A 14384-nucleotide genomic window follows, 5' to 3' on the forward strand; every position below is an offset into this window, starting at 1 on the left:
ATCTCAAAACGCTTGACTTTGAACACAGTTGCTCTCTGGCTTCGCCGGAGGGGGGCGACAGCCTCGCTGCGGGGCGGCCCTTGCTCGCTGTCTCTCGCTTTGGGCCGCGCCAGTTTTATGTGGCGCGCGCTATGGCCAAGCTTGCTTGGTGTTATTCATTACGACAAACCGGTCCTGGCTCAGCTGTGGTGCCGGTTTTTTTGTGCCTCTCATTCATTGAATTTTCATGACTTCCAACACCGCTTCGCGCCCTTTGCTGGCGCTGAATGATTCTTCCCTGCTGCGCACTGACGCGCTGGTCAATGGCCGCTGGTGTGCGGGTGGTTCGCGCTTTGCAGTGCATGACCCGGCCACGGGCGCGCATCTGGCCGATGTGGCCAATCTGGGTGTGGACCAGGCGCGCGAGGCCGTGGCTGCGGCCCAGGTTGCGGGCGAGAGCTGGAAGCGCCAGACCGCCAAGCAGCGCAGCCAGTTGCTGCGCCGCTGGTTTGATCTGCTGAATGAGCATGCCGAGGACCTGGCGCGCATCATGACGGCCGAGCAGGGCAAGCCCCTGGCCGAGGCGCGTGGCGAGGTGGCTTATGCGGCCAGCTTTGTGGAGTGGTTTGCCGAAGAGGCCAAGCGTGTCAACGGCGAGACCCTGCCCACGTTCGACAACAACCGCCGCTTGCTGGTGCTGCGCCAGCCGATTGGCGTGTGCGCGGCCATCACGCCCTGGAACTTCCCGCTGGCCATGATCACGCGCAAGGTGGCGCCGGCCCTGGCCGCCGGCTGCACCGTGGTGGTCAAACCGGCCGAGCTCACGCCGCTCACGGCCCTGGCGGCGGCCGAGCTGGCCCAGCGCGCAGGCATTCCCGCTGGTGTGATCAATGTGCTGAGCGCGGACAGCGCCAATTCGGTGGCCATCGGCAAGCTGCTGTGCGAAAGCGATGTGGTGCGCCACCTGAGCTTTACCGGCTCCACCGAGGTGGGCCGCATCCTCATGGCCCAGTGCGCGCCCACCATCAAGAAGCTGTCGCTGGAGCTGGGTGGCAATGCGCCCTTCATCGTGTTCGACGATGCCGATCTGGACTCGGCCGTGGAAGGCGCTTTTGCGAGCAAATACCGCAACTCGGGCCAGACCTGCGTGTGCACCAACCGCTTTTATGTGCAAGACAGCGTGTATGAAGCCTTTGTGGAGAAACTTGCCCAGCGCGTGCGCCAGGCTAAGGTGGGCAATGGTTTTGACGACGGTGTGGTCCAGGGCCCGCTGATCGAAGAGGCCGCTCTGCAGAAGGTGCAGCGCCATATCGATGACGCCCTGGCCCTGGGGGCGCGCGTGGTGGCCGGCGGCCAGCGCCTGGGCGATCTGGGCTGTGGCCAGTTCTTCGCCCCCACGGTGCTGGCCGATGTGACGCCGGCCATGGCCTGCACGCGCGAGGAAACCTTTGGTCCGCTGGCGCCCGTGCTGCGCTTTCATACCGAGCAGGAGGTGATCGACGCGGCCAATGCCACGGAATTCGGCCTGGCCAGTTATGTATACACACGCGATGTGGGCCGCATCTTCCGTGTAGGCGAGGCGCTGGAATACGGCATGGTGGGCGTGAACGTGGGCATTCTGGCTAGCGAGCATGTGCCCTTTGGCGGCGTCAAGCAGTCGGGCCTGGGCCGCGAGGGCTCGCGCCACGGCATGGATGACTATGTGGAGATCAAATACATGTGCATAGGGGATGTATTGGCTACCCCCTGAGCCGCTTCCCCTGGAAGGGGGACGACAGCCTTTGCTGCGGGGCGGCCCTTGCTGGCTGTCCCTGACCTGGGCTGCGCCGGTTTGATGCGTTGTGCCCCATAGCTTGCTTAGCTGAGACGTTTCCTTCGGGCGTTGGACGACAGCATCGCTGCGGGGGCGGTCCTCGCTCGCTGTCCCTGGCCTGGGCCGCGCCGGTTTTATGTATCAGGGGTTTTGTCTTGGCTTCTAGGAGGCCGGCTGCCCGGCCTCTCTGGGAAAGGCCACCACATGGTCCATGTCCAGGCGTATGCCCACCGACTCGCCCACGGCGTGGTCGTGGTGGCTGGGGACATGGGCCAGTACGCTGTGGCCGCTGGCGAGCTGCAAGGTGTAGAGGAATTCCGAGCCGCGAAAGGATTTGCGCGTAATCCTGGCCTGTACGGGCGAGGCGTCGTCGTGGACCACGTCGTCGGCGCGCAGCAGCAGATCGCATTCACCGCCGGGAAATTGCGAGGGCAGGGGGCAGCTGTGCTTTTCCGTGAATTCGCCCAGGGCCGTGCGCGCCACCACGGCGCCGTGACCGTCCAGGGCCAGTCTGGCGGGTACGAAGACGCCATGGCCTATGAAGTCGGCCACAAAGCGCGTGGTCGGGCGGTGGTAGAGGCTGTGGGCATCGTCCCACTGCTGCAGCCGGCCCTGGTGGACCACGCCGATCATGTCGCCGATCGCAAAGGCTTCGAGCTGGTCGTGGGTCACGAACAAGGCCGTGGCGCCTGCGGCCTTGAGAATGCCGCGCACCTCATGGGCCAGGCGCTCGCGCAGGTCCACGTCGAGGTTGGAGAAAGGCTCGTCCAGCAGCATGAGCTGGGGGCTGGGCGCGAGCGCGCGCGCCAGGGCCACGCGCTGCTGCTGCCCGCCTGAAAGCTCGTGCGGATAGCGCTGTGCGCTGCCGGCCAGGCCTACGAGCTCCAGCACCTCGTCCACACGCTGCTGCTGGCGGGCCTTGGGCAGGTGGTGGATGCCGAAGCTCACGTTGCGGCCCACGCTCAGGTGCGGGAACAGCGCGTAGTCCTGGAACACCATGCCGATGCGGCGCTGCTCGGGCGGCAGCGCATAGCCGGCGCTGCCCACAAGCTGGCCGTCGATGCGGATTTCGCCGCTGCTCACGGGCTCCAGGCCGGCCACGGCGCGCAGCAAGGTGGTCTTGCCGCAGCCCGAAGGACCGATGAGCACGCCTATGTCGCCGGCCGCAAGATTGAGCGAGACGCCTTGCACCGCAGGCTGGTCGCGGCCGGGATAGCGCACCCCGAGTTCGGAGACGGTCAAAAACATGGGCGAATTGTAGGGGGTGATGAATGCTTAGAATTCGCATTTGCATTGGGGCGCCGTGTGCACTCTCTTGCTTTTGCGCTGCGGCTTAGGCCAGGGCGCCACCGTCGCCGTGCGGTCTGCTGCGCGCCCCATCCGTTTTTCAAAAGCTTCACTCTTGCGCCGCCTCTTTCCTGCCTTTCGCTCTCTTGGTCTGCTGCTGATCGCCTCGGTGCTGGCCCTGCCCGTGCTTGCCGTGTTTGCCTCCTGGCTGCCCTTGGGCCAGGAGCCTACGGGCGCCATCCTGCGCGAGATGGCGGCCACCGTGCTGCCCGGTTATTTCTGGACCACGGTCTGGCTGGGCCTGTGGGTGGCCCTGGGCGCAGCCGTGGTGGGCACGGCTACGGCTGCGGCCGTGACGCTGTTCGACTTTCGCGGCCGGCGTCAGCTGGAGTGGCTGCTGCTGCTGCCTCTGGCCATGCCGGCCTATGTGACGGCTTATGCCTATACCGACTTTCTGCAGTTCAGCGGCCCGTTGCAGACCTGGCTGCGCGAGAGCTACGGGCTGGAAGGCCGTCTGCTGCCCGAGGTGCGCAGCCTGGGCGGTGCGGTCTGGGTGTTCATCTTCTCGCTCTACCCTTATGTCTATCTGCTGGCGCGCACGGCCCTGGGCGAGCGCGCCGCGCATCTGATGGAGGCTGCGCGTCTCATGGGGGCATCGCTGGCGCGGCGCATCTGGAGCGTGGCCTTGCCGCTTGCGCGCCCGGCCGTGGCGGCGGGCGTGGCCCTGGTGGTCATGGAAACCCTGGCCGATTTCGGCGTGGTCAGCTATTTCGGCATACAGACGTTCACCACGGGTATCTACAAGGCCTGGCTGTCCATGGACAACCGCATTGCGGCCGCCCAGCTTGCCACCTGTCTGCTGATCCTGGTCGTGCTGCTGCTGCAGCTTGAGTTGCGCGCCCAGCGCCGCATGCGTTTCGTGACCGGCGGCACGGGCCGTGCGGGCTCGGCCGAGGCCCAGCCCGTGCGCCTTGGCGGCTGGCGCTGCGCCCTGGCCTGGCTGGTCTGCGGCCTGCCCGTGATCATGGGCTTTGTGGCGCCCGTGCTGTTCATGCTCAGGCCGCTGGCTTCGGACTGGTCGGTGCTGCCCTGGGACCGTTTTCTGGACTGGGCCGCGAGCAGCGTGCGCCTGGGCGCGATCACGGCCGTGCTGGCGCTGGGGGTGGCCCTGGCCCTGGCTTTCGCGGTGCGGCGCAATCCGCAGTCGGCCCTCACACGCGGCGTGGTCCAGCTGGCCAGCCTCGGTTATGCGGTGCCGGGCGCGGTCATCGTCGTGGGCCTGCTGCTGCCCGTGGGCTGGATCCAGCAGACCAGGCCCGAGTGGGGTTTTGCAGGCCTGGTCACGGCCACGGCGCTGGGCATCGTCTGGGCCTATCTGGTGCGCTTTTGCGCCGTGGCCCTGCAGTCCATGCAAAGCGGCTATGCGCGCATACCTGCCAGCCTCGACGATTCGGCGCGCATGCTGGGCACGGGTGCCTGGGGCGTGCTGACGCGCGTGCACTGGCCGCTGCTCAGGCGCTCCACGGCCGCGGCCGCCTTGCTGGTCTTCGTGGACGTGATGAAGGAGCTGCCCGCGACCATGGTGCTGCGCCCCTTCAACAGCGATACGCTGGCCGTGGTCGCCTACCAGCTCGCACGCGACGAGCGCCTGGGCGAGGCAGCCCTGCCGTCGCTGGCCCTGGTGCTCGTGGGGCTGGTGCCGGTGATTTTGCTGAGCCGAACCCTGAGAAAAAGCGCCTGAGGCGGCGGGCCTGAAAGGCCTGGGCCGGGAAGATGGCTGCAGGCCGCTGGCGGCCAGCGGTCTACACTCCGAGGCCATGAGCGAAATCACCATTTATCACAACAACCGCTGCAGCAATTCGCGCGGGGCCCTGGCCTTGCTGCGCGAGCGTGGGCTGGAGCCGCACATCGTCGACTATCTGGCCCAGCCGCTGAATGCCGACGAGCTCAAGGCTCTGATCGCGCGCCTGGGCGTCCCCGTGCGGGAGCTGCTGCGCAGCAAGGAAGCCGCCTATGCCGAGCTGGGCCTGGGCGATGCGGGTGTGAGCGACGAGCAGCTGATTGCCGCCGTGGCCGCCCACCCCGTGCTGCTCAACCGCCCCATCGTCGTCACGCCCAAGGGCTCAGCCCTGTGCCGTCCGCCAGAGAAGGTGTTGGATCTGATCTGAGTCTTGATAAATTGATGAGCTGCCAGCGCTTGCTAGTGCTTGATTTCAGATCAAAAACCATCTGAAACTGAGATGCAGAGAGCGCTAGCAGCTCTGTTTTTGATAACCCTGCGGCTTGCTGCGCTGGCGTGGCGCTTTGCAGGCACGTTCTAAGCTCCGTCTAAGTCTTGGTGTTCAGACTCTTCTTCATCGAATCTTCACGATGAAAGGACAGTCATGAACCAGCTCTTATCCACTCCCCGTCGCCTGGTTCTGGCGCTGATGGCCGCCGGTGCCATCGGGGCTCTGGGGGCTACCGGGGCTTCGCTGGTCGGCGCTTCGCGCCATGAGCAGGTGCAGGCCGCGCAGCCCGGGGCCGCATCTGCGTTGGCACCCGCACCGGCATCCGCATCCGTGGTGGCTCCGAGCTTTGCCGACATCACGGCCCAGAACGGGCCTGCGGTGGTCAACATCAGCGTGGTCGGCAGCGCCCGTGCCATGGAGCAGGATCAGGGCGATGCAGCCACGCAGCGCCAGGGCGGGGAAGGGCTGCTCGATCCCGATGCGCAGCTCTTCGAGTTCTTCCGCCATTTCGGCATTCCCGTTCCCGGCATGGGCGAGCAGCCCCGGCGCGACATGCCGGTGCGCGGCCAGGGCTCGGGCTTCATCGTCTCCAGGGACGGGCTGATCCTGACGAATGCCCATGTGGTGCAGGGCGCCCGGCAGGTCACGGTCAAGCTCACCGACAGGCGCGAATTCCGCGCCAAGGTGCTGGGCACCGATCCCAAGACCGATGTCGCCGTGCTCAGGATCGAGGCCAAGGACCTGCCCGTGGTCAAGCTCGGCCACACCAGCGACCTGCGCGTGGGCGACTGGGTGCTGGCCATAGGCTCGCCGTTCGGCTTCGAGAACAGCGCCACCGTGGGCGTGGTCAGCGCCAAGGGGCGCTCCCTGCCCGACGATTCCATGGTGCCTTTTCTGCAGACCGATGTGGCCATCAACCCCGGCAACTCGGGCGGCCCGCTGTTCAATGCGCGCGGCGAGGTCGTGGGCATCAACAGCCAGATCTATTCGCGCTCGGGCGGCTTTCAGGGCGTGGCGTTTGCGATTCCCATCGAGGTCGTGAGCAAGGTTCAGCAGCAGATCGTGAGCACGGGCCAGGTGCGGCACGCACGACTCGGTGTCTCCGTGCAGGAGGTGAACCAGGCGTTTGCCGACTCCTTCAAGCTCGACAGGCCCGAAGGCGCGCTCGTGGCCAGCGTGGACAAGAACGGTCCGGCCGCCAAGGCCGGGCTTGAGCCCGGCGATGTGGTGCGCAAGGTGGACGGCCAGCCCATCATCGGTTCGGGCGATCTGCCGGCTTTCGTGGGTCAGGCCCAGCCTGGGCAGAAGGTGGAGTTCGAGGTCTGGCGCAACGGCCAGGCCAGGCGCATCACGGCCGAGCTCGGCGATGCCAGCGACAAGCCCGCCAAGATGGCGCAAAACGCTGCAGAGCAGGACAAGAACCGCCTGGGCCTGATGCTGCGCCCGCTGCAGCCCCAGGAAAAGCAGCAGGTCGGCACCGAGGCCGGCCTGCTCGTGGCCGATGCCAGCGGCCCTGCGGCCGAGGCCGGCATAGAGCCCGGCGATGTGCTGCTGTCCATCAACGGCGTGGCTGCGGCCAGGGCCGCCGATGTGCATGCAGCCCTGGGCAAGGCCGGCAAGACCGCGGCCTTGCTGATCTGGCGCGATGGCAACCGCATCTTCGTGCCGGTGCAACTGGGCTGAGCCCATGGCCGGGTCCGTGATCCGGCCAGCGCTGGCCTGTTTCCGGGCCCTGGCGCCCTCTTGCGGAACAGGTCCGATGGCGCAGAAAACAGGGCTTGTTGGTCAAGCTATCGGGTAAACGATATCGTTTGAATTATTTTAATAATCGTCTTTTTGTGTGAACAGTGTTTCTTTTTGTGGAGAATTGCGCTAGTTGGACAGTTTGGACTCGCCCTGTCATCGACGTGCAGGGCTGCCGGGATTTCCTGCGAGGTCTTAAAAAACAAAGCGCGCCTTCTGGCTTTTCGCGCGCTTTTTTACTTGAGGGGAAAAGGCATTGGAGCAGGAATACGGCTTGCAGGTTGCAGGCCTGGGTGCTTCTTTTGGTGCGCGCGTGATCTTGTCGGAAGTGGATTTCTGGCTTCCCGCGCGCGGTGTGACGGCCTTGCTCGGCCCTTCGGGTTCGGGCAAATCCACCCTGCTGAGAACTCTTGCCGACTTGAATTCGGGCAATCCGCGGTTTCGACGCTGGGGCAGCGTGCGCTATGCGGGCGTGCTCTGGCAGCCCGGTCTTGAAGCCCCGCGCCTGGTGCAGCAGCAGGCCAGGCTGATGCGGGCCAGCACGTATGACGCCCTGGTGGAGCTGGTGCGCCCCAGCCTGCAACTGGGCCTGGGCGAGCTGCGTGAATGGTGTGCGGATCAGCTGGAGACACTGGGTCTGGCCGAGCTGGCCCATCGCTTCGAGACGCCGGCCATCAGCCTGCCGACCATGCAGCAGCGTGCGGTGGCGATCCTGCGCGAAGCCCTGATGCAGCCCGCCGTGCTCATGGTGGACGAGCCCACGGTGGGGCTTGAGGGCTATGAAGCCTTCGAACTGCTGGAGCTGCTGCGCCAGTTGTCCTCGCGCATGAGCGTGCTCATGAGCACGCACCAGCAGCAGCACGCCCAATCCCTGGCCGGGAACATGCTGCTGCTCGCCGGCGGCCGTGTCCAGGAAGCGCGCAGCATGGAGGATTTTCTGCGCGCGCCCCTGTCGCTGGCGGGCCAGCAATTCGTGCGCACCGGCAGCTGTGCCGTGGCCTCGCCCGATTCGCGCGCCGAGGATCTGGAGGAGGGCATCGAGCCGCCTCCGCCCCTGCCCCAGGCAGCCCTGGAGGCGATTGCCGAATTCCTGCAGGACGCAGAGGACGAGCCCCAGGTCGCTGCCGAGCTGCCGCAGACGGGCGCCGAGCCCGCAGCAGAACCCGAGCCTGAACCTGAATCAGAGCCTGAGTCCGGGCAGGAAAGACTGGCGGGCAGCCTGCCCGAGCCCTCGTTCACATCGCTCGCGGATGCCGCGCCGGCCTTTGTGCCGCGCGCGGTCAACCCCGCCGTTCTCGTGGACTGGAAGCCTCTGGAGGCGAATGCCCAGGCCGTGCCTGCAAGCCGTGGTCCCACGGGCTTTGCCTGGCTGGTGCCGGGGCGCCTCGGGGGCACACCCTGGCCCGGCGTGGTGCATGACATGGATTCGGATCTGCAGGCCTTGCGCCGCTGCGGCATCACGGTGCTGATCACGCTCACGGAAAAGGATTTGCCGCAGGAGCCCCTGCAGCGCCACGGTCTGCGCAACCTGCATCTGCCCGTGTACGACCACGAGCCGCCCACGGTGGCCCAGATCCAGATGTTGCTGGCGCGCATGTCGGCCATGCTGCGCGCCGGTGAAGTGCTGGCCGTGCACTGCCTGGCCGGCATAGGCCGCACGGGAACCGTGCTCGCCGCCTGGCTGGTGCGCGAAGGGCTGACCGCCGCCGAGGCCCTGCGCCGCGTAAGACTCATCGACGCCAAATATGTGCAGTCCGAGGCGCAGGAGACTTTGCTGCACGACTACGAGATGGCCTTGCTGCACAAGATGGGCTGACCCAGAAATTTCAATGACCCCCAAAGGAGAAGCACGATGAATTTGGACAATACTCTCAGCCAGGTGGCTGGCTCTGTGCCCGAATGCGTTGCCATAGGCTATGTGGATGCGGCCTCGGGCATGTTGCTTGCCATCCGCACCGTGGATTCCCACCCGCGCGAGGTCATCGATCTCGTGGCGGCAGCCACGGCCGATCTGTTCAATGGCCCGAATGTGTCCATGATCGAGACCCTGTTCAAGAAGTCCCGCGGCCTCAAGGATGACGGCCATCACTACTTCCAGGAACTGATCGTGAATAGCGACAACCTGATCCACGTTTTCATACGCGGCAAGAAGATGCCCGACTACATCGCCGTCTTCGTCTGCCGCCGCACGGCCAATCTGGGCATGGCGCTGACCAAGGCCCGCATGGCCATGCCCCAGCTCGAGGCCGCGGTCTGATGCTGCGGGCAGATCCTGTGGCTACGCCGCACCGCCTGTACGAGGCGCGCTGACCCGGCTGCTGGATCCTGCAATGGCTGCTGGGGATTTGCCAGGGCCTGCAGCAAAAGGCGCATGGACCGCTATGCTCGGTCCATGCGCCTTTTGCTTGTTGAAGACGATCTCATGATAGGCGAGGCCGTGCAGACCCTGCTGCGCGGAGAGGGTCATGCCGTCGACTGGGTCCGGGACGGGCTGCAGGCCGATGCGGTCTTGCACGGGCATCACTATGACATCGTGCTGCTCGATCTGGGTCTGCCGGGTCTTGACGGACTGCAACTGCTGCGCCGGCTGCGCGCGCGTCGTGACCGTACGCCCGTGCTCGTGGCCACGGCCCGCGATGCGGTGCGCGACCGCATTGCGGGGCTGGATGCGGGAGCCGACGACTATGTGCTCAAGCCCTATGACATGGACGAGCTGCTGGCCAGGCTGCGCGCCCTGGCGCGGCGCGCGGCCGCAGGCGCCGAGCCGCTGTACGAGCGCGATGGCGTGCGCCTCAACCCGGCCACGCGCGAGGCCAGCGTGCAGGGCCGGGACGTCGTGCTCTCGGGGCGGGAGTGGGCCGTGCTCGATGCCTTGCTTGCCAGACCCGGCGGCACGCTGTCGCGTCAGCAGATCGAGGACAAGCTCTATGGCTGGGGCGACGAGGTCAGCAGCAATGCCATCGAGGTCTATATCCACGGCCTGCGCAAAAAGCTGGGCGCGGCCGTCATCCTCAATGTGCGCGGGGTCGGCTATATGCTGCCCAAAGCATGATGCACTGGCTGTCCCGGCTCCCGGCCTCGCGGGCAGGCTCTGCAGGCCGCCAGCTCTCGTCCCTGGGCGGACGGCTGTTGCTGTTCATCGGTGCGGCGATTGTCTTCACGGCCCTGCTTCAGGGGGCGCTTGCCTATCGCAATGCGCTGGTGCAGACCGATGCGCTGTTCGACTACCAGATGCAGCAGACGGCGTTTGCGCTGCGCGCCGGCCTGCCCGTGGATGCCAAGGGCAGGCCCGAGGGCACGCCCGAGGAGGACGAAAACCACGAGCTCATCGTTCAGGTCTGGACCAACGAGGGGCTGCGCATCTTCGAGTCCGCGCTGGGCGCGGCCCTGCCGCAGATGGCCGTGCTGGGCTTTGCCGACGTGCGGGCGCGCGGCACGACGTACCGCGTGTTCTCGCTGCAGACCCGCTCCCAGGTGATACAGGTGGCCCAGGACATGCGGGTGCGCCGTGCGCTGGCGCGCGAGGCCGCATGGCGCAGCCTGCTGCCGATCGCACTGCTTGCGCCGCTGCTGGCCCTGGCCGTATGGCTGGTGGTGCGCCGTTCCCTGGCCCCGGTGCAGCGCGTGCGCCATGAGCTGGCCGCACGCCAGCCCGAAGACCTGGCGCCTGTGCCCGAGCAGGGTCTGCCTGACGAGGTCCGGCCGCTGGTGGCCGAGCTCAATGCGCTGCTGCTGCGTGTGGGCCAGGCTTTCGAGGCCCAGCAGCAGTTCGTGGCCGATGCGGCCCATGAGCTGCGCTCGCCCCTGGCCGCGCTGCAACTGCAGTTGCAGGTGTTGAGAAAAGCGCCGGATGCGGCCGCGCATGCCCAGGCATGCGAGCGCCTGGCGGCCGGCATAGACCGGGCCAAGCGCCTGGTCGAGCAATTGCTGGATCTGGCGCGCCAGGAGACCCAGGGCCTGCCGCTGCAGGAGCTGCCCCTGGTCGATCTCGCCCAGGTCGTGGCCCAGGCCCTGGCCGACACGGCCGTGGCCGCCCGGCAAAAAGACCTGGACCTGGGGCTTGGCGAGGAGCTGGCCCGGATGCGCCCCTTCGGGCTGAGAGGCGATGCCCAGGCCCTGCGCACCCTGGTGCGCAATCTGCTGGACAACGCCATCAAATACGTTCCGGCAGGCGGGCGTGTGGACCTTCGTTGGCGCAGTGATGCACAGGGCCGGGCGCTGATCGTCGAGGACTCGGGCCCGGGCATTGACCCGGCCCAGCGCGCGCAGGTGCTGCGCCGCTTCATGCGCGGCGCGGGCGCCGGCCAGGTGCCTGGCAACGGCCTGGGCCTGGCCATCGTGCAGGCGATTGCGACACGCCATGGCGCGCGGCTGGTGCTGGATGCCTCACCCACGCTCAAGGGCCTGCGCGTACAGGTGATCTGGCCGCGCGTGGAGGACTGAATGGCCGCCATCCTGCGCACATATTTCTGGGCGTACAAGGATATTTGCGCCCGATTCCCAGATGGATGCTGCAAATAGCTTTCATATCCAGTCCATGAAGATGAAAATGCCTGAACTTTTCAAGCCCCTGGAGCCCGGTCTCCGGGCCAGATCTCTCAAAGGCATGGCATGCAGTCAATCATCGAGCGCTTGTCGCAATCCCTGAACAAGACCCAGACGCTGCAGGAGTTCATACGCTCTTTGCTGCAGATGCTGGGGAATGCGGGCCAGTTCGAGTCCACCTATCTGACCAGTCTTGATGAGGGCAAGGGTCTGCAGCAGGTGGTTTTTGCGCACAACTCCAGCGGGCTGCAGATCACGCAAGGCCTGCGCATGCGCTGGAATGACAGCCTGTGCAAGCGGGCACTTGAGGAAGGCTGCATGCATGCGGCCGATGTCGAGGTCTTCTGGGAGAGCTGCAGCACAGCGCGGGAGCTGGGCATACGCAGCCATGCGAGCGTGCCCCTGCGGTTTTCCGATGGCCGGCTCTATGGCAGCCTGTGTGCCGCAAGTCAGGGAAAGGCCTGCTTGAGCGAGCCGCTCCAGGCCTTGCTGCCGCTGTTTGCAAGACTCATTGCCGAGCGCCTTGAACGCGAGCAGCTGATCGAGACCCTGGATCTGCGCAACCGCGAGCTTGCAGCCCTGGCCTTGCTCGATCCCCTGACCGGCATGCCCAACCGCCGCTGCATTACCGATGAGCTGGGCCGGCTGATTGCGCGCAGTGCACGCAGCGACGAATGGGTGCTGGTGGGCTTCATCGATCTCAATCGCCTCAAGCAGGTCAACGACGAGCATGGCCACGAGGTCGGCGATGCCTTGCTGTGCGCGGTCAGCGAGCGGCTGGCCTCATGCCTGCGCAGCGGCGACATGCTGGCCCGCTTCGGCGGCGACGAATTCGTGTTCATAGGCTCGGGGCCGACTCTTGCGGAAGACGGCGATGCCGTGGTGCGCGATCTGCAGCAGCGCCTGACCCAGGCCTCGAACTTCAGCCTGGAGCTTGCCCATGGCCTGAGTCTTGCGCATGCCGGTGTCAGTGCCGGCGTGGTCTGTCTGTCTCCGCATGCCACGGATGCCGGCGATGCCCTGCAAAAGGCCGATGCCGCCATGTACCGCATCAAGGCCCAAGCCAGCGGCCAGGCATGCTGAGACCGATCTGCCACAGCGCCAATCGCACAAAACATAGAAGGCTTCTGGGTTAAGCGATTAAGGGTTTGTGCTTAGTCGGCTTGCTGCCTATGCTGTGAACCCTTTTACGGCTCCCTGGCTTGGGCCACGCATGCAAGCGCATGTCCGTGCAAGCCTTTGGGCTCACCAAAGGAATTGCATGCAGTGGTTGAAAACCAAGACGATAGAGCAGGCTCTGGCCGATTCGGATGAGCCGGGGCGCCAGCTCAAGCGCAGCCTGGGCGTGTTCGACCTGGCCATTCTGGGCGTGGCCGTGGCTGTGGGCGCGGGGATTTTTTCCGTGGGCGCGCGCGCTGCGGGCAGTTTTGCGGGCCCGGCCGTGATCTTTTCCTTTGTGCTGGCGGCGCTGACCTGTGCCATGGCCACCATGTGCTATGCGGAGTTCGCCTCCAGCGTGCCCGTCACGGGCAGTGCCTATACCTATACCTATCTGACGCTGGGCGAGGGTCTGGCCTGGATCATCGGCTGGAATCTGCTGCTGGAGATGATTGCGGCAGGCGCGGTGATCGCCAAGTACTGGGGCATTTACCTGTCCACGGTGTTTGCCACGGCGGGCGTGGACATTCCCAGCACCCTGCATCTGGGTGCGATCAGTCTGGAGTGGGGGCCGTTCTTCATCGTGACGGTGTTCACCGTGCTGCTGATTCTGGGCACGCGCGAATCGGCGCGCGTGAACAATGTGTTCACGCTGATCAAGATCGCGATCACGCTGTTCGTGATCGTGGTGGGCTTCACCTATATGGATCTGAAGAACTTCACGCCCTTTGTGCCCCCGGCCCAGCCGCCTGTGGTGGGCCATGGCGTGACCGGCGATGTCTGGGGCCAGCCCATGCTGGCCTGGCTGTTCGGCGCCCAGCCCAGCCAGTACGGCTGGCTGGGGGTGATCTCGGGGGCCTCGCTGGTGTTCTTTGCCTTCATAGGCTTCGATGTGGTGGCGACCTCGGCCGAGGAGGTCAAGGAGCCGCAAAAGACCATACCTCGCGGCATCTTCGGCGGTCTGGCCCTGGTGACCCTGCTCTATATCCTGGTCACGCTGGCGCTCACGGGCATGGTGCCCTATACGGAGCTGGCCAAGGCCGAGAATCCGTCCCTGGCCACGGCCTTCATGAGCGTGGGCGCAACCTGGGCGGCCCAGGTGATTGCGGTCGGCGTGCTGCTGGGGCTGACCACGGTGGTCATGGTGCTGCTCATGGGGGCGGCGCGCATTTTGCTGGCGCTGTGCCGCGACGGCCTGCTGCCACGCAGCTGGAGCCTGACCTCGGCCACGCGCAAGACGCCCGTGCGGCTGCAGTTGCTGGTGGGCGCGGTGATCGCGGTGCTGGCGGGCTTCACCAAGGTGGAGCTGCTCGAAGAGATGATCAACATCGGCACGCTTTCGGCCTTTGTGGTGGTGAGCATCGGCATTCTGGTGCTGCGCAGGAAGCGCCCCGACTGGAAGGGCGGCTACCGCGTGCCCCTGGTGCCGGTGCTGCCCCTGCTTTCGGCGCTGTTGTGTACCTATCTGATGTTCAACCTGACCACGCTGACCTGGCTGCGCTTTCTGGCCTGGATGGCCGTGGGCCTGCTGGTCTACCTGCTGTACGGCAGGCACCACTCGCGCCTGGCACACAGGTCGGATGCCTTGAAAAAAGAGAGCGCCTAGCGCTTGTCAGTCATTGGTTTCA

General features: G+C 65.9%; 12 protein-coding genes. 11 read left to right on the top strand and 1 reads right to left on the bottom strand.

Annotated elements, in window-relative coordinates:
- Both G486_RS24430 and G486_RS0116165 read left to right on the top strand, forming a co-directional pair.
- Positions 1-230, top strand: a 230-nt coding sequence (locus G486_RS24430) for a hypothetical protein (RefSeq protein WP_211233797.1), incomplete at its 5' end; no start/stop codon positions are given.
- The gene (locus G486_RS0116165; RefSeq protein WP_027016473.1) at positions 227-1729 is read left to right on the top strand and encodes an NAD-dependent succinate-semialdehyde dehydrogenase; all 1503 of its coding nucleotides are present in this window, start codon (positions 227-229) and stop codon (positions 1727-1729) included. The genes G486_RS24430 and G486_RS0116165, both read left to right, overlap by 4 nt.
- A 225-nt stretch (positions 1730-1954) precedes the next feature.
- Here the strand turns inward: G486_RS0116165 and G486_RS0116170 are convergent, their stop codons facing one another.
- Entirely contained in the window at positions 1955-3040 is a 1086-nt protein-coding gene (locus G486_RS0116170) for an ABC transporter ATP-binding protein (protein ID WP_027016474.1), read from the bottom strand.
- A gap of 154 nt (positions 3041-3194) precedes the next feature.
- On the opposite strand from G486_RS0116170, the gene G486_RS0116175 reads away from it, so the two are divergent.
- The 9 genes from G486_RS0116175 (at position 3195) to G486_RS0116215 (ending at position 14362) form a co-directional block, all read left to right on the top strand.
- Complete coding sequence (locus tag G486_RS0116175) at positions 3195-4820, top strand: ABC transporter permease (RefSeq protein WP_027016475.1); 1626 nt, start codon at positions 3195-3197, stop codon at positions 4818-4820.
- 76 nt (positions 4821-4896) lie between these two features.
- Positions 4897-5247 carry an arsenate reductase (glutaredoxin) gene (gene arsC, locus G486_RS0116180; protein WP_027016476.1) on the top strand — a complete coding sequence of 117 codons (351 nt, stop codon included), beginning with the start codon at positions 4897-4899 and terminating at the stop codon, positions 5245-5247.
- A gap of 216 nt (positions 5248-5463) precedes the next feature.
- Complete coding sequence (locus tag G486_RS0116185; RefSeq protein WP_027016477.1) at positions 5464-6993, top strand: Do family serine endopeptidase; 1530 nt, start codon at positions 5464-5466, stop codon at positions 6991-6993.
- A gap of 316 nt (positions 6994-7309) precedes the next feature.
- Positions 7310-8869: a phosphatase domain-containing putative toxin gene (locus G486_RS0116190; RefSeq protein WP_027016478.1), complete on the top strand. Its 1560-nt coding sequence runs from the start codon at positions 7310-7312 to the stop codon at positions 8867-8869.
- A 36-nt stretch (positions 8870-8905) separates the two neighbouring features.
- On the top strand, positions 8906-9310 hold the full coding sequence (locus G486_RS0116195) for a hypothetical protein (RefSeq protein WP_027016479.1): 405 nt from the start codon (positions 8906-8908) through the stop codon (positions 9308-9310).
- 135 nt (positions 9311-9445) lie between these two features.
- Complete coding sequence (locus G486_RS0116200) at positions 9446-10105, top strand: response regulator (protein ID WP_027016480.1); 660 nt, start codon at positions 9446-9448, stop codon at positions 10103-10105.
- A complete protein-coding gene (locus G486_RS0116205; protein ID WP_034388074.1) occupies positions 10105-11496 on the top strand; it encodes an ATP-binding protein in 1392 nt (463 codons plus the stop codon). The genes G486_RS0116200 and G486_RS0116205 overlap by 1 nt, the downstream gene beginning before the upstream one ends.
- A gap of 168 nt (positions 11497-11664) precedes the next feature.
- Positions 11665-12681, top strand: coding sequence for a sensor domain-containing diguanylate cyclase (locus G486_RS0116210; protein ID WP_027016482.1), 1017 nt, complete (start codon positions 11665-11667; stop codon positions 12679-12681).
- A gap of 178 nt (positions 12682-12859) precedes the next feature.
- Positions 12860-14362, top strand: coding sequence for an amino acid permease (locus G486_RS0116215; protein WP_027016483.1), 1503 nt, complete (start codon positions 12860-12862; stop codon positions 14360-14362).
- The last annotated feature ends 22 nt before the right edge of the window (positions 14363-14384 follow it).

The organism is Comamonas composti DSM 21721 (assembly GCF_000429845.1).
Classification (GTDB): Bacteria; Pseudomonadota; Gammaproteobacteria; order Burkholderiales; family Burkholderiaceae_C; genus Comamonas; species Comamonas composti.

What these genes read in the sequence shown, in the direction of transcription:
- G486_RS0116165 (WP_027016473.1), top strand. Translation starts at nt 227, where the DNA reads ATGACTTCCAACACCGCTTCGCGCCCTTTGCTGGCGCTGAATGATTCT.
- G486_RS0116170 (WP_027016474.1), bottom strand. Translation starts at nt 3,040, where the DNA reads ATGTTTTTGACCGTCTCCGAACTCGGGGTGCGCTATCCCGGCCGCGAC.
- arsC (WP_027016476.1), top strand. Translation starts at nt 4,897, where the DNA reads ATGAGCGAAATCACCATTTATCACAACAACCGCTGCAGCAATTCGCGC.
- G486_RS0116185 (WP_027016477.1), top strand. Translation starts at nt 5,464, where the DNA reads ATGAACCAGCTCTTATCCACTCCCCGTCGCCTGGTTCTGGCGCTGATG.
- G486_RS0116195 (WP_027016479.1), top strand. Translation starts at nt 8,906, where the DNA reads ATGAATTTGGACAATACTCTCAGCCAGGTGGCTGGCTCTGTGCCCGAA.
- G486_RS0116200 (WP_027016480.1), top strand. Translation starts at nt 9,446, where the DNA reads ATGCGCCTTTTGCTTGTTGAAGACGATCTCATGATAGGCGAGGCCGTG.
- G486_RS0116205 (WP_034388074.1), top strand. Translation starts at nt 10,105, where the DNA reads ATGCACTGGCTGTCCCGGCTCCCGGCCTCGCGGGCAGGCTCTGCAGGC.
- G486_RS0116210 (WP_027016482.1), top strand. Translation starts at nt 11,665, where the DNA reads ATGCAGTCAATCATCGAGCGCTTGTCGCAATCCCTGAACAAGACCCAG.
- G486_RS0116215 (WP_027016483.1), top strand. Translation starts at nt 12,860, where the DNA reads ATGCAGTGGTTGAAAACCAAGACGATAGAGCAGGCTCTGGCCGATTCG.